This window comes from Methylophaga thalassica (genome assembly GCF_030159795.1).
Classification (GTDB): Bacteria; Pseudomonadota; Gammaproteobacteria; order Nitrosococcales; family Methylophagaceae; genus Methylophaga; species Methylophaga thalassica.
In genome coordinates, this window is the sequence record NZ_BSND01000004.1 from 306868 (window position 1) to 324920 (window position 18053).

General features: G+C 43.1%; 20 protein-coding genes. 12 read left to right on the top strand and 8 right to left on the bottom strand.

Annotation, left to right across the window (positions count from 1 at the left end; genetic code table 11):
- The first annotated feature begins 39 nt into the window (after window positions 1–39).
- From purM to QQL60_RS06355, 4 genes are read left to right on the top strand one after another with little or no spacing between them, the layout of a single operon-like run.
- A complete protein-coding gene (gene purM, locus QQL60_RS06340) occupies window positions 40–1095 on the top strand; it encodes a phosphoribosylformylglycinamidine cyclo-ligase (protein ID WP_284722782.1) in 1056 nt (351 codons plus the stop codon).
- Window positions 1096–1097: 2 nt separating this feature from the next.
- Window positions 1098–1691, top strand: a complete 594-nt coding sequence (gene purN, locus QQL60_RS06345; RefSeq protein ID WP_284722783.1) for a phosphoribosylglycinamide formyltransferase — start codon at window positions 1098–1100, stop codon at window positions 1689–1691.
- A gap of 2 nt (window positions 1692–1693) precedes the next feature.
- Window positions 1694–2455: a DUF3108 domain-containing protein gene (locus tag QQL60_RS06350; RefSeq protein WP_284722784.1), complete on the top strand. Its 762-nt coding sequence runs from the start codon at window positions 1694–1696 to the stop codon at window positions 2453–2455.
- Window positions 2448–3053: an NUDIX domain-containing protein gene (locus QQL60_RS06355; protein WP_284722785.1), complete on the top strand. Its 606-nt coding sequence runs from the start codon at window positions 2448–2450 to the stop codon at window positions 3051–3053. Before QQL60_RS06350 ends, QQL60_RS06355 begins: the two co-directional genes overlap by 8 nt.
- A 1-nt stretch (window position 3054) precedes the next feature.
- Here QQL60_RS06355 and QQL60_RS06360 read toward each other — a convergent pair whose 3' ends face one another.
- The 3 genes from QQL60_RS06360 to slyD all read right to left on the bottom strand — a co-directional run bounded on the left by QQL60_RS06360 (window position 3055) and on the right by slyD (window position 4962).
- Window positions 3055–3474, bottom strand: a complete 420-nt coding sequence (locus QQL60_RS06360) for a PGPGW domain-containing protein (protein WP_284722786.1) — start codon at window positions 3472–3474, stop codon at window positions 3055–3057.
- A gap of 16 nt (window positions 3475–3490) precedes the next feature.
- On the bottom strand, window positions 3491–4396 hold the full coding sequence (locus QQL60_RS06365; RefSeq protein WP_284722787.1) for a D-hexose-6-phosphate mutarotase: 906 nt from the start codon (window positions 4394–4396) through the stop codon (window positions 3491–3493).
- 83 nt (window positions 4397–4479) lie between these two features.
- Complete coding sequence (slyD, locus tag QQL60_RS06370) at window positions 4480–4962, bottom strand: peptidylprolyl isomerase (protein ID WP_007144914.1); 483 nt, start codon at window positions 4960–4962, stop codon at window positions 4480–4482.
- 414 nt (window positions 4963–5376) lie between these two features.
- Between slyD and QQL60_RS06375 the strand changes: the two genes are divergently transcribed.
- Genes QQL60_RS06375 through hflD form a run of 4 tightly spaced genes read left to right on the top strand, consistent with a single transcriptional unit; the run spans window position 5377 to window position 8111 of the window.
- On the top strand, window positions 5377–6090 hold the full coding sequence (locus QQL60_RS06375) for a pseudouridine synthase (RefSeq protein ID WP_284722788.1): 714 nt from the start codon (window positions 5377–5379) through the stop codon (window positions 6088–6090).
- Entirely contained in the window at window positions 5996–6376 is a 381-nt protein-coding gene (locus QQL60_RS06380; protein WP_284722900.1) for an NUDIX hydrolase, read from the top strand. Before QQL60_RS06375 ends, QQL60_RS06380 begins: the two co-directional genes overlap by 95 nt.
- 2 nt (window positions 6377–6378) lie before the next feature.
- A complete protein-coding gene (gene mnmA / locus QQL60_RS06385) occupies window positions 6379–7482 on the top strand; it encodes a tRNA 2-thiouridine(34) synthase MnmA (protein WP_284722789.1) in 1104 nt (367 codons plus the stop codon).
- A complete protein-coding gene (gene hflD, locus QQL60_RS06390) occupies window positions 7479–8111 on the top strand; it encodes a high frequency lysogenization protein HflD (RefSeq protein ID WP_284722790.1) in 633 nt (210 codons plus the stop codon). The genes mnmA and hflD overlap by 4 nt, the downstream gene beginning before the upstream one ends.
- On the opposite strand, the gene QQL60_RS06395 is transcribed toward hflD, so the two are convergent.
- Both QQL60_RS06395 and acnB read right to left on the bottom strand, forming a co-directional pair.
- Window positions 8108–8815, bottom strand: coding sequence for an ABC transporter permease (locus tag QQL60_RS06395; protein ID WP_284722791.1), 708 nt, complete (start codon window positions 8813–8815; stop codon window positions 8108–8110). The two genes, hflD and QQL60_RS06395, sit on opposite strands and share 4 nt — an antisense overlap.
- An 80-nt stretch (window positions 8816–8895) precedes the next feature.
- Window positions 8896–11427 carry a bifunctional aconitate hydratase 2/2-methylisocitrate dehydratase gene (acnB, locus tag QQL60_RS06400; RefSeq protein ID WP_284722792.1) on the bottom strand — a complete coding sequence of 844 codons (2532 nt, stop codon included), beginning with the start codon at window positions 11425–11427 and terminating at the stop codon, window positions 8896–8898.
- 121 nt (window positions 11428–11548) lie between these two features.
- Between acnB and purB the strand changes: the two genes are divergently transcribed.
- The 4 genes from purB to QQL60_RS06420 are packed head-to-tail and all read left to right on the top strand — an operon-like array spanning window position 11549 to window position 14842.
- The gene (gene purB, locus QQL60_RS06405; protein WP_007144907.1) at window positions 11549–12916 is read left to right on the top strand and encodes an adenylosuccinate lyase; all 1368 of its coding nucleotides are present in this window, start codon (window positions 11549–11551) and stop codon (window positions 12914–12916) included.
- Between the two features lie 2 nt (window positions 12917–12918).
- On the top strand, window positions 12919–13419 hold the full coding sequence (locus QQL60_RS06410; RefSeq protein ID WP_007144906.1) for a DUF7931 domain-containing protein: 501 nt from the start codon (window positions 12919–12921) through the stop codon (window positions 13417–13419).
- Window positions 13416–14210, top strand: coding sequence for a secretin N-terminal domain-containing protein (locus QQL60_RS06415; protein ID WP_007144905.1), 795 nt, complete (start codon window positions 13416–13418; stop codon window positions 14208–14210). The genes QQL60_RS06410 and QQL60_RS06415 overlap by 4 nt, the downstream gene beginning before the upstream one ends.
- A 14-nt stretch (window positions 14211–14224) precedes the next feature.
- Window positions 14225–14842 (top strand): nitroreductase family protein, encoded by a 618-nt coding sequence (locus tag QQL60_RS06420; protein WP_007144904.1) that lies wholly within the window; start codon window positions 14225–14227, stop codon window positions 14840–14842.
- Here the strand turns inward: QQL60_RS06420 and QQL60_RS06425 are convergent.
- The 3 genes from QQL60_RS06425 to QQL60_RS06435 form a co-directional block, all read right to left on the bottom strand.
- A complete protein-coding gene (locus QQL60_RS06425; protein WP_007144903.1) occupies window positions 14835–15872 on the bottom strand; it encodes a GGDEF domain-containing protein in 1038 nt (345 codons plus the stop codon). The two genes, QQL60_RS06420 and QQL60_RS06425, sit on opposite strands and share 8 nt — an antisense overlap.
- A gap of 23 nt (window positions 15873–15895) precedes the next feature.
- On the bottom strand, window positions 15896–17113 hold the full coding sequence (locus QQL60_RS06430; RefSeq protein WP_007144902.1) for an argininosuccinate synthase: 1218 nt from the start codon (window positions 17111–17113) through the stop codon (window positions 15896–15898).
- 109 nt (window positions 17114–17222) lie between these two features.
- On the bottom strand, window positions 17223–18023 hold the full coding sequence (locus tag QQL60_RS06435) for a DNA adenine methylase (RefSeq protein WP_284722793.1): 801 nt from the start codon (window positions 18021–18023) through the stop codon (window positions 17223–17225).
- Window positions 18024–18053: the final 30 nt, after the last annotated feature.

The window sequence follows — 18053 nt, forward strand, 5'->3', positions numbered from 1 at the left end:
TTTTAAGCATGTGATGCACAACATTTTCAGGAATACATTATGACCGATAGCGTGGACTCTTCTCGCACCTCTCTTAGTTATCGTGATGCCGGCGTTGATATTGAAGCTGGCAACGCCTTAGTCGATCGCATTAAACCTCACGCAGCAAGAACCCGTCGACCAGGTGTCATGGCTGGTTTAGGTGGTTTTGGTAGTCTTTTCGAACTTCCGGTCGACAAATACAAACAGCCTGTTCTAGTGTCCGGCACCGATGGCGTGGGCACTAAATTACGCTTGGCGATCGAATCCGGTATCCACAATACCATCGGCATTGACCTTGTGGCGATGTGTGTCAACGATATTGCTGTATTGGGCGCAGAGCCTTTATTCTTCCTTGATTATTATGCAACGGGAAAACTGGATGTCGATATTGCAGAGTCTGTGGTATCTGGCATAGCTGAAGGTTGTTTGCAGGCAGGAGCCGCATTAGTCGGTGGTGAAACAGCTGAAATGCCAAGCATGTATGAAGATGGCGATTATGATCTAGCTGGTTTTTGTGTTGGTGTGGTTGAAAAAGAAGCGGTTATTGATGGTTCAAAAGTCGCTGCTGGTGATAAATTAATCGGTCTTGCAGCCTCTGGGCCACACTCAAATGGGTACTCTCTCATTCGTAAAATTCTTGAACGTAGTGGCCAATCATTAAGCTCTGAATTCGATGGGGCGACATTGGGCGAAAAATTATTAGCGCCAACAAAAATTTATGTGAAATCACTATTACAACTGAATGAAAAAGTCAGTATTCATGCGTTATCACACATTACTGGTGGCGGCCTGCTTGAAAATATTCCACGCGTTCTGCCAGAAGGTGTGAAAGCAGTCATTGATGCCAGTAGTTGGCAGCGTCCTGCTGTGTTTGACTGGCTGCAAGAAAATGGCAACGTTACAGATAAAGAAATGTATCGCACATTCAATAATGGGATAGGTATGGTTATCGTGGTTGCAGAGAATGATGTGTCTGAAGCTTTAGCGGTGTTGAACAGTGCTGGTGAACAAGCCAGTTTAATTGGTCAAATTGAAACAGCAAATGCGTCTGACGAACTAGTCGAAATTCAATAATCATGAGTGTGAATGAATCGAGAACCCGGCTGGTGATTTTAATCTCCGGCCGCGGTAGCAATATGCGCTCTATTATCGAAGCGATTAATCATCAGCAACTTGATGCTACGGTAGCTGCGGTTATCAGTAATCGTCCAGATGCAGCGGGATTGGAATATGCCAGCAGCCAATCCATTCCTACCAAAATTATTGATCACAAGGCTTTTGCAGACAGAGACAGTTTTGACAGAGCATTAGCTCAGCAAATCGATGAATTTAAGCCAGATTACGTCATTTTAGCTGGCTTTATGCGTATTCTTACTGCTGAATTTGTCGAGCATTATCAAAATAAACTGATTAATATTCACCCTTCTCTATTACCGAAATTCAAAGGCCTTGATACACATCAACGCGCTATTGATGCCGGTGAAAAAGAACATGGAGCCAGTGTGCATTTCGTCACTGCAGAACTGGATGATGGTCCGGTCATTATGCAGGCTAAAGTTAAGGTTATGCCTGATGATTCAGCACAAACACTTGCTGCAAGAGTATTAGAACAGGAACATCAGTTGTATCCTGCTGCCATACAAAAACTGGTGAACGTTAAACAGGGCTAATAATGCGACTATTGTTCAGTGTTTTTTTGCTGTTTATTCTTATAAAAGTATCTATTGCGGCAGATATACCGGACTTTTCAGCCAATTATTCAGTCAAGTTAAATGGTATTCAGGCAGGCGAGCTGAAACGTACACTTGAGACAGATGAAACTGGGATCAGACACTTCAGTTCTGTTTCGCAAGCCAAGGGCGTATTTTCGTTTTTTAAACCGGATGTCATTGAAGAAACCAGTTTATGGAAAATACACGATAATACCGTACAACCCCAGTTCTATCGCTACCTTCGAACTGGCGGAAAAAAAGAAAAGCGTCTGGAAATGAAGTTTAACTGGCCAGATATGATGGTTCAGATTGATGATCAGGAACATCCCTGGCAGCTTCACCTTGAACCCAATACCTTGGATAAACTCGTTTATCAAATCAGTCTGATGCGGGATTTAGCCAAGCATAAAGGTGATCACATCAACTATCGTATTGCGGATGGCGGCAAATTAAAAACTTATCAAATCCGTATATTAGGGCAGGAACGTATCAAAACACCGCTGGGCGAAATTGATGCGATTAAATTAACCCGCCACCGTGACAAAGATAATGATCGTGAGACAACACTATGGTGTGCTCCTTCCCTTTCCTATTTACCAGTAAAATTGGAACATATCGAAGATGGCACCACGTTTACTGCGGTCCTTCGCCGACTCACCGGCATGGATTATCAGCATGCATTCATTAACGACGTAACAGACACAGTAAATACCCATGACTAAAAAGTCTTTTAAAGTGCTTAACCAGAAGACCGTATATAAAGGTTTCTTCAGCGTAAAAAAATATACACTGCAACATACGCTTTATCATGGTGGCTGGAGTCAGGTAGTTGAAAGAGAGGTCTTTCATCGCGGCGACTGCGTTGCCGTTTTGCTTTATGATCCGCACCGTGATGAAGTGGTTATTATTGAACAATTTCGTGCTGGGGCAGTCTTGTCGGAACAACAACAAGATGCCTGGTTACTTGAGATTGTGGCTGGAGCGGTTGAAGAAAATGAAACTCCAGAAGAAGTTGCCATCAGAGAAGCTCAGGAAGAAGCCGGTTGTGTTGTCACAGAACTGATGAAGGTCAACGAGTTTTATACCTCTCCCGGCGGCACCTCGGAATGCCTTACTTTATTCTGTGGCAAAGTAGATACCAGTGAAGTGGGTGGTGTTCATGGCCTTGCTGAAGAAGATGAGGATATCGCTGTCAGCGTTGTTACTTTTGAGGATGCTTGCAAGCTAGTTGAAAGTGGGCGTATTAAATCCGCGATCCCACTTATTGCTATTCAGTGGTTACAATTAAACCGCGATAAACTTCGCCAGCAATGGCAATAAATCACTCATAATTTAAAGGTTCACTGCCCGCTCTCTGACGTAGCCAGTCAATAGAACGTCGAATATTTTTTTGTTGGATTAACCATTTTTCCAGTCGATATTTTCCTGGAAAATTAAGGCATATAAGACCGATAAATAACGTCAATAATCCCTGACCGGGTAATACCAGCATGGCTAAGCCCAAAATGACTAAAACAATTCCCAGGCAATTTTTCAGGGTGATCAGCACTGTTCTGATGATGATATGTTGATCAGCCCAAGGCGTTTTATGTCTCTTTTCTGCTGAGAAATAATCTGCAGGCATCCTAACAATCAGATAGGGAATAAAAACTAAGGAAGCAACAAAACTGAGTACGGAGATGATGCCCAATGCCCATAACCACGTTTCATTGCTCCATATTGTTTTAATCAGCTCTTCCATTAGATTATTCGTTCATCTAAGCAATCGAACTCACGTTGTACTTCACCTGCATTTGATGCGATGCTCCTGGCGCAATAATCACGCTGTTCGCTATGGCATTTGCCGTTTCAACACAGATAAATTGCTGGTAGTCAGTGGCATCCATATCATTCAGTAAGGAGGCTCGCGTCCAGGGATTCCATACGACGATATTTTCTGCCCCATGCTGTTCAATATTAATTTGTCGATTCAAAACTTCGTCAATGATCTGAACACGTGCAGGAGATGCCAGATAAACACGATCTGTTTCAGCAAATGGGGTAATGTCTCCCACTTGAGTACGCTTAGAGAAGTCTAATGTTTTGTCCAGATAATCCAGGCCATCTAACCCCACCACCTTGGTTTGCGAAATATCTCCGACCTGAAAATACGTGTGCAGGGCTTTTGAAATACTAAACGGTATTTCGCCTCTGTTTTCAGTTGTCAGAGAAATATCCAGCTGCTCACCGATAACAATTTTCTTACGTAGGCGAAATTCATTCGGCCACCATTGTTTACTGGTCGCTGTCGATTCCAGACCCAGGGTAATTTCAACTATGTCATCATGTAACTGACAGTCCAGCACATTCCATAATAAATTACGGGCAAAACCATGTGCCTGGCGGCCTAAATTACCGGGATCTTCACCAAACCATGGCCAACAAACGGGTACGCCACCACGTATTGCTTTACCTTGCTGATAAATGGCTTTTTCACTTAAGTAAAAAAGATCGTGTTCCATTCCATTTGATTTATACGACAATATTTGCCCGCCATATAGGGCTATCGTCGCAGAAGCTTTTTTTGTGGCTACTTCAATGATGGGCATCCCTGATTGCCCTTCAACAAAGCAGACTTCAGCTTCTTTACCAAACAGACGGTTAAGTGTTTCTAAATCCTGCATATTCACTATTCCAAACGAAAAAACGGGCTTACGCCCGTCTCTCCATAGACAGTATAGTCATTCACTAAAAGGAAAAATCCTTCTTAGTGATGATGACCACCTTCACCATGAACATGGCCATGCTCAAGTTCTTCAGCACTGGCTTCACGAACTTCACGAACAGTCACATCAAAATTCAGGTGAACACCTGCTAACGGATGATTACCGTCAACTGTTACTGTGTCATCTTTAATGTCAACAACGGTTACAAGCACTGGTCCCTGCTCTGTTTCAGATTGAAACTGCATGCCAACCTGAACATCATCAACACCACTGAATAATTCACGAGGTACGTCTTGCTTTAACTCTTCATGTCTTTCGCCATACGCTTTTGCTGGTTCAATGCTTGCTTTGACTGCATCGCCCGCTTCTTTACCATTCAGCGCATCTTCCAGACCAGGAATAATATTACCTGCACCATGAAGGTAAGCTAATGGACCTGCTGCTTCCGAGCTATCGATGACACTGCCATCGTTATCAGTCAGGGTATAGTCGATTACTACAACAGTATTATCTGCAACTTTCATTTAGATTCCTCACTTACATGTTTTGGATTACAGCTGCAGCATAATCACTACAACTTATTGATGTTCTCGCCATACAACCGAATCAATCTGACGTTCAGTTTGTCTTGGTTTTAAACATCAACAGCCATTATTGTCATCAATACAACTCAAGTATGACGCTACAAATAGCTGTTCGCTAATAATTTCAGATGAGAATCCACCCGCTTTTACTAGTCTGCGCTGGTATAGTATCAATACCTAGCTAACTAATAAAAGCTATTATCAGCTTAATTTTTTTATCATCAAGAATAGGTTCAATTGATGTTAGACAAACATGTCGTGACGTTGTCATTACATCGCTAAGTGCATTAAACAATACATTCTACGATAAAAAAAGTTGAGTATTTTATCATTAAACTCATTCACACACTAATTATGACGAAGCTGATCCTATTTAATAAACCCTATGATGTTCTCACCCAATTTACTGACGAGTCAGGTCGAAAGACGTTAAAAGACTATATCGACATTGACGATGTTTACCCTGCTGGTCGGCTGGATCGGGATAGTGAAGGACTGGTTTTATTGACCAACGATGGTCAACTACAGCATCAGATAGCCAATCCTAAATTCAAACTAGAAAAAACCTATTGGGTCCAGGTGGAGAATATTCCTGATTCAACTTCACTGCAACAGTTGGTTTCAGGCATAAAACTGAAAGATGGGATGACCAAACCTGCAAAAATACGCTTGATTGAACCACCCAATATATGGGAAAGAATACCACCTATCCGTGAACGAAAAGCCATTCCTACGCAGTGGCTGGAGCTCAAAATTACTGAGGGCAGAAACCGACAGGTAAGGCGGATGACAGCTGCCATCGGCCACCCGACACTTCGGCTTATCCGCGCGGCTATAGGTCCATGGCAATTAAATGATCTAGAACCGGGGCAATGGTGCTCCGTTAATGACAATGACGTGATAAAATGGCGGGATGATTTGGAAGCCTCGAACAACAGTTGCCGCCGTAGTCGAACAGAACGATCGATTCCTTCTGGTCGAAGAGGAGATCAACGGCAAAATGACCTTAAACCAGCCAGCCGGCCATCTCGAACCAGACGAAAGTCTTATCGACGCAGTGATTCGTGAGACAAAGGAAGAAACGGCCTGGACGTTTCATCCGCAATCACTGGTCGGGATTTATCGCTGGATTCACCCACGTAAAGGGGAAACGTATATTCGTTACTGCTTTTCAGGAACAGTGACCGATCACGATCCAAACCAAGCACTGGATGATGATATTTATCAAGCACTCTGGTTATCTTTTGATGAGATACGTCGCAGACAAGCGGATCTGCGTAGTACACTTGTAACCGATTGTTTCCAAGACTATATTGATGGCCACCGCTATCCTCTGGATATTTTACGTAATTAAATATGAGTAATGATAATAAAGTAGTCGTCGGACTTTCCGGCGGCGTCGATTCTTCTGTAGCTGCATTATTGCTAAAACAGCAATTTGATCATGTTGAAGGGCTGTTCATGAAGAATTGGGTTGACTTTGCAGATGAAAGCGAATGTACCGTTGAAGAAGACCGTAAAGACGCCAGCTCTGTAGCTGAAACAGTTGGTATCCCCTTCCATGAAGCCAACTTTGCCATGGAATACTGGGATTATGTTTTTAAACATTTTCTCGATGAGTACCGCGCTGGTCGTACCCCAAACCCGGATATTCTTTGTAACCGTGAAATCAAATTTAAAACCTTTCTCGATCATGCGATTGAATTGGGCGGTGACATTATTGCCACTGGCCACTATGCACGAGTTGAAGAACGAAATGGCCAATTCCATCTCCTAAAAGGTCAGGATCATAAAAAGGATCAAAGCTACTTTTTGTATACTTTGGGACAGGAACAGCTATCACGGACACGCTTCCCATTGGGTGATTTACCCAAAACAGAAGTAAGACGTATCGCTGAACAAGCCGGTTTTATCAATCACGATAAAAAAGACAGTACAGGCATTTGTTTTATTGGTGAACGCCACTTTCGCGAATTTTTGAGCCGCTACATACCGGCACAACCCGGAGAAATGCGCACACCTGAAGGTGAAAAAATGGGTCAACATGCTGGTCTTATGTATTACACATTAGGCCAACGTCAAGGGCTTGGCATTGGAGGGCGTAAAGACAGTACAGGTGAGCCCTGGTTCGTCGCCGGTAAAGATATGGATAATCAGATTCTTTACGTAGTTCAGGGTGATCACCCCTGGTTATGGAGTCAAAACCTGGTCGCTGAAGAACTGTCTTGGGTGGCCGGTCATGCGCCTGAGTTTCCATGTCGAGCAGCAGCGAAAACTCGCTATCGCCAACCTGATCAAGCGTGCACCATTACTCAGGATGAGAACGGTAATATCCATGTTGAATTTGACGAAAAACAGCGTGCAGTAACGCCTGGTCAATCTGTTGTGTTTTATCTGGATGATGACTGCCTGGGTGGCGGTATCATCGTCTCCACTGATGCACCCGGTATTCATCCATGAGTTTTAACCCGCGTTTACGTGACCGGACAATTGCCATTTCCGCTGTTGTTCAAGCCGCCTCATTAGTTCAACAAGTCGCTGAAACCGGTCAGGTAAACAGTGCTGATATGAAAGTAATGCTGGAAAGCTTACTGGTAGAAAATGCACCTGATACAGAGTCTGTATATGGTTCAGTCAGTCAATTAAGAACAGGAATTGACGCACTTAATACCCAGCTATCAAAGAAAAAAGACAAAAAAGATGTGACCTTATTACGTTATGTCATCAGTCTTCTTCACCTTGAACGGCAATTAGCCAAGCAGCCGGAAATGCTGGCGTTGATTGATCGTGAAATTCAGCAAGTGCCTGCACAAATTGATTATTTCGGCGATATTATGTCGCCACAAGTCATTGCTCGTTTTGCCGATATCTATCAACGGACATTGAGTGAGTTAAAACCAAGAATTCAAGTCTATGGTGATGCCGGATTTTTACAACAGCCAGACAATATTAATCGGGTAAGAGCTCTGCTTCTGACAGGTATTCGTGCTGCCGTGTTGTGGCAACAAAAAGGCGGACGGCGCTGGCAGTTTCTATTTCAAAGTGGAAAACTGTTAAGTGCGACGGAAGCCTTGTCGAGTGAAATTTAATTAACGCGTGTTTTAAAAAGCCATAAGAAAAACACAATCGACAAACCTGAACCACCAAAAATCATACACATCACTACGATCTGATAATGGGCAGCAGTAATTGGCGATACGCCCGATAAAATTTGTCCGGTCATCATGCCTGGTAAAGACACCAGTCCCACAGCCAACATCGAATTAATCGTAGGAATGAATGCCGCCTGAAAGGCTTCATTTCTTGCACTCAGGTAATCGATATTTCTAGCTAGTTCAGCTGATAAACGCTCTGCGGCCAAGCTGATACTATTCATCGCATTAGCGAAGATCATCCCCGCTAATGGAATCATATATCGCGGCTCAAACCAAGGCGTTAGCCCGATCACACTCTGTGTTACTAACATCAGCGTCAGCCCGCCGCCCAACAAAATGCTAAGAAAAGCAAGCGGATACAACTGTCGACGTTGAGCCTGAACGGTGCCTAATGCAATCCAGCTGGCTGCACTCACCATGATAAACATCACCAGCATCACTACCCAGGATTGTTCAGCAGCAAATACGGTTGTTAACACATATCCGACCAGTAACAACTGAATCAACATGCGAATCAGTGCATAAACGGCAAAACCCGCTTTGAGCGACCAATGCAGCATCATCAGCAAGACAAGCACTACTGGAATGAAAGCTAGAGTCAGTTGGAAATTCGAAATGACTTGCACCGTTGTATTCATGCTTATATTTTCTCAGATATAAAAAAGGCTGCTTTTATCACAAAAACAGCCTTTTTAGTTTCATACGATACGACTAGTAATTAGCTGGCAGCACGTCGATATTCATCCATCTCATGGAAGTTGAGATAACGATAAATTTCTGCCGCCATCGGTTTAATCCCTGCTACCGCTTCAAGGTATTCGGCAACGGTGGGTAGACGTCCAATACTGGCCACTACTGCAGCAAGCTCAGCTGAAGACAGATACACATCGGCGTTATTGCCCAAACGGTTCGGGAAGTTACGTGTTGATGTAGAAACCACAGTCGCTCCATCAGCTACCCGAGCCTGATTGCCCATACATAAAGAACATCCGGGTGTTTCTGTACGGGCACCTACACGTCCAAAGGTACTGTAAACCCCTTCTTCAGTCAGCTGGAATTTATCCATTTTGGTTGGTGGGGCAATCCATAACTTAACAGGTAAATTACGCATATTTTCCAACACTTTGCTTGCCGCACGATAATGACCGATATTGGTCATACATGAACCAATAAACACCTCATCGATTTTATTACCTTGAAGCTCTGACAATGGTTTAATGTCATCAGGATCGTTCGGGCAAGCCAACAGAGGTTCTTTAATTTCATTCAAGTCAATTTCGATGACTGCGGCATATTCTGCATCAGCATCAGGTTCTAATAACTGTGGATCATCCAACCAGGCTTTCATGCTATCAATGCGACGACGTAAAGTACGCTCGTCCTGATAACCTTCCGCAATCATCCATTCCATCAGCGCCATATTTGAATTTAAGAACTCAATAATAGGTTCTTTATTCAAACGCACGGTACAACCATTTGCACTACGTTCAGCAGAAGCATCAGATAATTCAAATGCCTGCTCTACTTTGAGATCAGGCAAACCTTCAATTTCCAGCACGCGGCCATTGAAAATATTTTTCTTACCTTTTTTCTCAACCGTTAATAAACCTTGTTGAATAGCGGCGTATGGAATCGCATTTACCAGGTCACGCAAGGTGATGCCGGGCTGCATTTCCCCTTTAAATTTAACCAGCACTGACTCCGGCATATCCAGTGGCATGACCCCAAGAGCAGCACCAAATGCCACCAGGCCTGAGCCAGCCGGGAAACTAATACCAATGGGGAAACGAGTATGCGAGTCACCACCCGTACCCACGGTATCAGGCAAAATCATGCGGTTTAACCACGAGTGAATAATACCGTCGCCTGGACGTAATGAAACACCACCACGTGTACTGATAAAGTCAGGTAGTTCATGCTGTAACTTAATATCAACCGGTTTTGGATAAGCAGCGGTATGACAGAAAGACTGCATAACCAGGTCAGCAGAAAAACCTAAACAGGCTAATTCTTTTAACTCATCACGCGTCATTGCGCCCGTTGTATCCTGTGAACCAACAGTAGTGACCTTAGGTTCGCAGTAACTGTTAGGACGAACTCCATCCACACCACAAGCACGGCCAACCATTTTCTGCGCCAGTGTGAAACCTTTACCGGTATCAACAGGTTCAACTGGGCGTACAAAAATATCAGAGGGAGGTAAGCCAAGTGTTTCACGGGCTTTATCGGTCAGGCCACGACCAATGATCAGTGGAATACGACCTCCGGCACGCACCTCATCAGCCAGTGTGGTTGGACGCATACTGAATTCACTGATGACATTGCCCGCTTCGTTTAATATCTTGCCTTCATAAGGCAGAATCGTAATAACGTCACCTGTTTCCATGTTCTGGACATCACATTCAATCGGCATCGCGCCAGAATCTTCGGCTGTATTAAAGAAGATAGGAGCAATATTGTTACCGAGAATGACGCCACCCTGACGTTTATTAGGTACATAAGGGATATCGTGGCCCATGTGCCACAACACTGAGTTGATCGCTGATTTTCTTGAAGATCCGGTTCCTACCACGTCGCCAACAAAGGCTAGTGGATGGCCCTTTTCTTTCAATTTCTCGATATCATCAATGGGATCATCCATTTTGCTGACAAGCATGGCTTTTGCATGTAATGGAATATCTGGGCGGCTCCAGGCTTCAGTTGCTGGTGATAAATCATCAGTATTCGTCTCGCCCGGGACTTTAAATACCGTTAGCGTGATCTGTTCTGCTAATTTAGGTCGTGAGGTAAACCACTCAGCGTCAGCCCAAGATTGTAATACGCGCTTTGCATAGTCATTGGTTTCAGCTTTTTCAACCACGTCATGATACGCATCGTAAACCATCAGTGTTTTGCATAATGCTTTCTCAGCCGTCGCCGCTGTTTCTTCAATATCAAGTAGCTGAATCAATGATTGCACATTGTAACCACCCATCATCGTACCGAGTAATTCAGTCGCCTTTACGGGTGAAATCAAAGCACATTTAACTTCACCTTTTCCAATATCGGTGAGAAAGCCTGCTTTCACATAGGCCGCTTGGTCGACGCCTGGCGGAACTCTGTGAATCAGGAGTTCGAGTAATGCTTCACTGTCATCACTGCCATTTTTGAGTTGTTCGACTAAGGTAGAAACTTGTTCAGCATCAAGTGGTAACGGTGGTAAGCCAAGTTTGGCACGTTCTTCAACTTGCGATTGATATTCTTTCAGCACGTATGTGTACCCCAAAGTTTGAGAATGAAACGGTGACATTTTACCTGAAAGCGTTTAGTACGAGCGAACTCTGCTATAATTTTGCACAAATTTATTAACTAAATCTTTCATCGGAGTATTCATGGATTTAACCGCTTTGACCGCGATTTCACCGGTTGATGGCCGCTATGCCGGAAAAACTGAAGCGCTGCGCCCATTCTTTAGTGAGTATGGACTACTGCGCGCCCGTGTAGAAGTAGAACTTCGCTGGCTACATTTACTCGGTAATAATGCCAGTATTCAGGAAGTACCGAAACTTAGTCAAGAAGCAGAAGCTTTTTTAGATAACATTATTAATAACTTCTCGGTTGAAGATGCTCAGGAAATAAAAAATATTGAGCGTGAAACGAATCACGATGTTAAAGCCGTTGAATATTTCATCAAAAGAAAATTTAAAGACAATGCAGAACTGAACGCCGTCAGTGAATTCGTTCACTTTGCCTGCACTTCAGAAGATATCAATAATACGGCTTACGGCATCATGCTGAAAAATGCTCGTGAGAAAGTGATTTTGCCAGAAATGGATACCGTTATTGCTGCTATCCGTAAGGTGGCACAACAACATACTGATACACCAATGATGTCGCGTACCCATGGTCAACCTGCTTCACCAACCACATTAGGTAAAGAGTTGGCCAATGTGGTACAGCGTCTGGAGCTGCAACGCACCCATGTAGCAGCTGTTTTACTATACGGTAAAATGAACGGCGCTGTAGGTAATTATAATGCTCATTATGCAGCCTACCCTGATGTTGACTGGCCAATGATGGCAAATGCCTTTGTGACAGGACTCGGACTGCGTTGGAATAAATACACAACACAAATTGAACCCCATGACTATATGGCTGAATTATTTCAGGCCATGATTCGATTCAATACTGTGCTGATTGATTTCTGTCGTGACGTCTGGAGTTATATCTCTATCGGTTACTTCAAACAAAAAACTGTGAAAGGCGAAATTGGTTCTTCGACCATGCCCCATAAAGTGAATCCCATCGACTTTGAAAATGCTGAGGGCAATCTGGGCATAGCCAATGCTGTATTTGATCATTTAGCGCTCAAATTGCCTATTTCCAGATGGCAGCGAGATCTGACTGACTCTACTGTATTACGCAACTTAGGCGTAGGTTTTGCACATTCACTATTGTCATACAGCTCAGCATTAAAAGGCATCAGCAAACTTGACCCTGCACCTGAGGTTATGGCCGCTGATTTGGATGCTAACTGGGAATTATTAGCTGAACCAATCCAAACGGTGATGCGTCGTTACGGTATTGAAAATCCATATGAAAAGCTGAAAGATTTAACGCGTGGCCAACGCGTTAATAAAGACATCATGCAAGCGTTCATTGATGGACTTGATATGCCTCAAGAAGCCAAAGATAAATTAAAGGCGATGACACCCGCTAATTATCTTGGCAACGCAGCAGAACAAGCCAAAAACGGTTAAGCATGAGTGAGAGTATCCCGACTGACGATCAATCTATACCGTTCGACAGTCGGGAATATGCAAGCCGCTACACTATCGAACTCATCGAGTCCGCCAGACAGGAAATTTGTTTTTGTGGACCTGAGTTGGATAGTGTTTTATTCAATAATCAAATTGTCGTCGATAAATTAATCGCCTTTATTAACCAAAGCCAGCGCTGCGGTATTCGCTTTTTAGTGCACAGTACTCAGCAAACAACTGCCCAAAGGCATTTACTTATTCCTTTAGCGCAGAGGTTGTCCAGTAAAATTCAAATTCATATTGCAGATAAGCAAGATCAGAAATCTCGTTATATGTATCTATTGATAGATAATAAGGCATTTTTATATTGTCCCAATTCTGCCCGTTACGAGGGTATAGTTGACTTTGATGCTGTACGTCAGGTCAGTAATAGAAAAAAGGACTTCGAGGACATGTGGTCAAGAAGCCAGTTTGATGTGAATACGAGGCGTTTGCAATTATGAAAAAACTCATTCTGACCGTTGCGATACTAATGTTCTGCAAGAGCTTATTTGCAGATTCCGACATTCATACCATCAGCCTGAAGCATCGCTTGGCAAGTGAGGTTGTCGATCAAGTCCGCCCTTTTCTCCCCGAGTCAGCCACGATAAAAGCGTACGACAATATGCTTATTTTGAAGTCTGATCGCGCTACTGTAGCAAATGTTGAACAGCTGATTAAAAAGCTGGATGTTCCTCTGAAGTCTGTTCTGGTCACTGTCTGGCAGACATCTGAACAGCTCAATCATCAGTCTGGTCATCAGGCCAATATCGAACTGTCCACGGAAGAACCCAATGCATCAGTATCAATAAAACAATGGTCAACAAAAGGCAAAGACGATAAAAATAATCGTTATAGCGCGCAAGGTATTGCTGGACAGCCGATTGCTATCAATATCGGTAATGCTAGACCAGAAAAAGACTATCTATACTTCGTTAACGCCAATGGCAATATCGGTTTCGCCTCGAATACACAATATATATCGACCTCAAGAGGATTTATGGCTGTCCCCTTTTTGCTGTCAGATAATAATGTGAAGGTAGAAATACACCCTTTTTTCTCTGACCGTAGCCACGATGGGCAAATTAACAGTAGTAACCTTATCAGCACCGTACATGGCAAATTAGGCCAATGGATAGAAATAGCCTATGTTTCAGAAGATCAGCATGAACAAAAAGAGGGGCTGAAACAGTATCAAACACATCAAGGCCAGCAACAAATTATCTATCTGAAAGTCGAAACATCTTCAAATTAATCACAAGAGTATTTATGGATATCAAAGAAGCGATTCTTACCCGTCGTTCTGTTAAACATTATGACCCTGACCACACAATGACAAAAGAAGAAGTCAGAACATTAATGGAGCATGCGATATTATCTCCAACAGCATTTAATCTTCAGCACTGGCGTTTTATTAATGTTGAAGATAAACAGCTTCGTCAAGAAATCCGCGAAGCCAGTTACGGTCAAGCTCAAGTCACAGATTCGTCGATGTTATTAGTGCTGTGTGCCGATTTAAATGCCTGGGAGAAAGATCCTCAACGCTACTGGCGTCATGCTCCAAAAGAAGTGCAAGACTTCATGCTGCCAGCCATTGAAGGTTATTACACCAACCATCATCAGGGGCAGCGCGATGAATGTTTTCGATCTGTCGGCATTGCTGCCAGCACTATTATGTTAATGGCAAAAGGCATGGGTTATGATTCATGCCCAATGGATGGTTTTGACTTTGATAAAGTGGCAAGAATTATCAATTTGCCTCATGATCACGTCATTGTAATGATGATTACAATCGGTAAAAAACTACAGGAAGCACGTCCACGCTCGGGACAGTTAGAGCTAGATGAAGTCCTGTTTACAGACAAGTTTCCAGACGAAACTAAATGATTGGGGGTGGCGCTTCTGACACACAGTTGCGCCCTTTCCTCTTAGACATATATAAAGCTCTGTCAGCTCGCTGCATGAAGCTCTCACTACCTTCAGAGCTAACATAACGTGCCACACCAAATGACATGGTGATAACACCCAGTGACTCCCTGGTATCTTTGCGCTGTATACGTTTAGAAGCAATTTCCTGACGAATATTTTCAGCAACATTTTTTGCATTCTGCAGGCTGGTATTCAATAAGACAATGGCAAATTCCTCACCACCATATCTTGCAACAAGATCACGTCCTTTAACACTATCTTTTAATGCATTCGCCACCACACGCAGCACCTGATCACCCACCAAGTGCCCATGTTTATCATTAATATTTTTAAACATATCAAGGTCGGCGAAGATAATGCAGACATCCAGTCCGGAATCATCTGCATCATTGGTGACTTTGCTTACCACATCATCAAAGGCTTTACGGTTAGCTAAGCCTGTCAATGTGTCTGTTTTTGCTTCTTGCTTAGAAACGTCAAACTCTTTCTTGAGTTTTTCTACCTCAGTCATCGCGGTATTTAAACGCTCAGTCAGCAACTCACCACTATTCATCGCCTGCCGTGTTTCAGCGAGAATATCGTCGACAATCTGATGAATTTCTGCAGCAGACATATCACGATTGATCCGACTCATTAGATCATTTAATCGCTGATTCGTTTTATCCGTATGCATGACACTGCTATAGATAAAATTAATGACTTCTTTCAGCAAGCGCGCCAATTCAAGACGCATTTGATAAACTTCTTCACGCTCTTTTTCTATATTGAAAAATCGCTTGAACAGCGTCTTGCATTGGCTTTCACTCAATAGCGGCGTTTCTTTCACCATATCTTGGATAGACAGCGAAAGCTCTTGGTTACCACCAGATACATGCTCATACCAGACCGTATAATTATCTGGTGTCATTGGCACTCCATGTTTGCGCATCAGAGGCAATGCAAGCCGCATATATTCTGCGGCTTTATCAGATAATTCATTGTAGTCCATGCTTAAAGCCTGCGTGAGGTTTATTAGACCTTACGCTTTGCCTTCCCAGCAATTTTCAGACGCAAGGCGTTCAATTTAATGAAGCCTTCTGCATCCTTTTGATTATAAGCACCGGCGTCATCTTCAAACGTTGCAATTGACTCATCAAACAAGCTATCCGTATCTGACGCACGACCAACCACAGAAACATTACCCTTATATAATTTGATACGTACTTTACCGTTAACTGTTTGCTGTGATTCATCAATCATTTTCTGAAGCATCACACGCTCTGGTGCCCACCAGTATCCGTTGTAGATCAGCGAGGCATAACGTGGCATCAATTCGTCTTTAAGATGTGCAACTTCTCGGTCCAGCGTTAAAGATTCAATAGCACGGTGAGCTTTCAACATTACTGTGCCCGCAGGTGTTTCATAACAACCTCGAGACTTCATCCCGACGTAACGATTTTCAACAATATCCAGGCGACCGATACCGTTTTCGCCAGCAACTTTATTCAAATACGTCATCACAGTCGCAGGCGACATTGCTTCACCATTAATTGCAGTGATATCACCTTTTTCGTAGGTTAATTCAAGATAAGTTGCTTTGTCTGGTGCATTTTCTGGTGACACAGACCAACGCCACATAGACTCTTCAGGTTCAGCCCATGGATCTTCCAAAATACCGCCTTCATAGGAGATATGTAACAAGTTCGCATCCATCGAATAAGGCGACTTTTTACCTTGTTTCATTTCTACTGGAATACCGTGCTGTTCAGCGTAATCAAGTAGCTTTTGACGAGACAATAAGTCCCATTCTCTCCAAGGTGCGATAACTTTAATGTTAGGGTTCAAGGCATAGGCACCAAGTTCAAAACGGACTTGGTCGTTACCTTTACCTGTAGCACCATGTGAAACCGCTTCAGCACCGGTTTGATTAGCAATCTCAACCAAACGTTTTGCGATCAATGGACGTGCGATGGAAGTGCCTAATAAGTATTCGCCTTCATAGATGGCATTCGCACGAAACATTGGGAAAACGTAATCACGTGCAAACTCTTCACGTAAATCTTCAATGTAAATTTCTTTGATGCCCAGCGATTTTGCTTTTGCTCTGGCTGGTTCAACTTCTTCACCCTGCCCAAGGTCAGCTGTGAAAGTAACTACTTCACACTCATATTTATCCTGCAACCACTTCAAAATAACGGAAGTATCCAGTCCACCTGAATAGGCTAAAACGACTTTGTTGATCTTAGACATGGGTGATATTTATTCCTGTAAAAAATTAGCTGACTTAATCCCTAAATCACCATAGTAATAACATCGGCAAGATAGAAATTAACTTGAATAAAAAAGAACGCATATTGTATCAAAAACCATGGATTGCAAGCACTTCTTTCACGGCTTTACGACCATTTCCTTTACAACTTATTAAGCGTGGAGCATCAAGATATCGAAGTCTAAATCCAAGTTGTCGATATAAATCAATAATTCTATCTGTGGCTTGGTTTGATAATAAAACAGGGCCATCATGCTGACTTAACCAAAGTGCGAGCCGCTCTTGATCTTCCCACTTAAAGCCTTTTTGTGAATATTGATGAAAAGGCGTGTCATATGGCGGATCCGCATACACAAAATCCATAGATTCGAGTGGTATTGTTTCGAAATCCTGACAACTGAATTGCCAACGGGACAAAATCGGCTGATAGTCAATAAAACTCTCTAAATAATTAATGGTTTTATAGCGACCGAAAGGCACATTGTAACCACCACTACTGTTAAAACGACATAAACCGTTATAACCCGTTCGGTTTAAGTAATAGAACAATTGTGCTGCACGTGCCGGATTATTTTGTTTAGCATTCAGTTGATTAAATTCATCACGACAATGATAGTAAGCTGATTCATCATTAATGAATGATATATCAACCTCTAGTCCTTCACTTAAATGCTGGTAAAAATTGATTAATGCCGGATTAACATCATTGAGTAACGCACGGTCAGGTGCCAGGCCGAGCGCGACAGAAAGCCCACCACAGAAGGGTTCCACCAGTCTGGATTGCTGATGTTTACTCCAGTAGCGTTTAAGAACGGGTAATAACCAGCGTTTCCCCCCTGCCCATTTGAGTGGCGGTTTTAACGTGGCATCAAAATGGCCCTTGCTCGTCATTAACTCAAATAAAAATAATAGACAAAAAAA

Bases quoted from the DNA above. Each gene is read 5' to 3' on its own strand.
- purM (WP_284722782.1), top strand. From the start codon at position 40: ATGACCGATAGCGTGGACTCTTCTCGCACCTCTCTTAGTTATCGTGAT.
- purN (WP_284722783.1), top strand. From the start codon at position 1,098: ATGAGTGTGAATGAATCGAGAACCCGGCTGGTGATTTTAATCTCCGGC.
- QQL60_RS06350 (WP_284722784.1), top strand. From the start codon at position 1,694: ATGCGACTATTGTTCAGTGTTTTTTTGCTGTTTATTCTTATAAAAGTA.
- QQL60_RS06355 (WP_284722785.1), top strand. From the start codon at position 2,448: ATGACTAAAAAGTCTTTTAAAGTGCTTAACCAGAAGACCGTATATAAA.
- QQL60_RS06360 (WP_284722786.1), bottom strand. From the start codon at position 3,474: ATGGAAGAGCTGATTAAAACAATATGGAGCAATGAAACGTGGTTATGG.
- QQL60_RS06365 (WP_284722787.1), bottom strand. From the start codon at position 4,396: ATGCAGGATTTAGAAACACTTAACCGTCTGTTTGGTAAAGAAGCTGAA.
- slyD (WP_007144914.1), bottom strand. From the start codon at position 4,962: ATGAAAGTTGCAGATAATACTGTTGTAGTAATCGACTATACCCTGACT.
- QQL60_RS06375 (WP_284722788.1), top strand. From the start codon at position 5,377: ATGACGAAGCTGATCCTATTTAATAAACCCTATGATGTTCTCACCCAA.
- mnmA (WP_284722789.1), top strand. From the start codon at position 6,379: ATGAGTAATGATAATAAAGTAGTCGTCGGACTTTCCGGCGGCGTCGAT.
- hflD (WP_284722790.1), top strand. From the start codon at position 7,479: ATGAGTTTTAACCCGCGTTTACGTGACCGGACAATTGCCATTTCCGCT.
- QQL60_RS06395 (WP_284722791.1), bottom strand. From the start codon at position 8,815: ATGAATACAACGGTGCAAGTCATTTCGAATTTCCAACTGACTCTAGCT.
- purB (WP_007144907.1), top strand. From the start codon at position 11,549: ATGGATTTAACCGCTTTGACCGCGATTTCACCGGTTGATGGCCGCTAT.
- QQL60_RS06410 (WP_007144906.1), top strand. From the start codon at position 12,919: ATGAGTGAGAGTATCCCGACTGACGATCAATCTATACCGTTCGACAGT.
- QQL60_RS06415 (WP_007144905.1), top strand. From the start codon at position 13,416: ATGAAAAAACTCATTCTGACCGTTGCGATACTAATGTTCTGCAAGAGC.
- QQL60_RS06420 (WP_007144904.1), top strand. From the start codon at position 14,225: ATGGATATCAAAGAAGCGATTCTTACCCGTCGTTCTGTTAAACATTAT.
- QQL60_RS06425 (WP_007144903.1), bottom strand. From the start codon at position 15,872: ATGGACTACAATGAATTATCTGATAAAGCCGCAGAATATATGCGGCTT.
- QQL60_RS06430 (WP_007144902.1), bottom strand. From the start codon at position 17,113: ATGTCTAAGATCAACAAAGTCGTTTTAGCCTATTCAGGTGGACTGGAT.
- QQL60_RS06435 (WP_284722793.1), bottom strand. From the start codon at position 18,023: ATGACGAGCAAGGGCCATTTTGATGCCACGTTAAAACCGCCACTCAAA.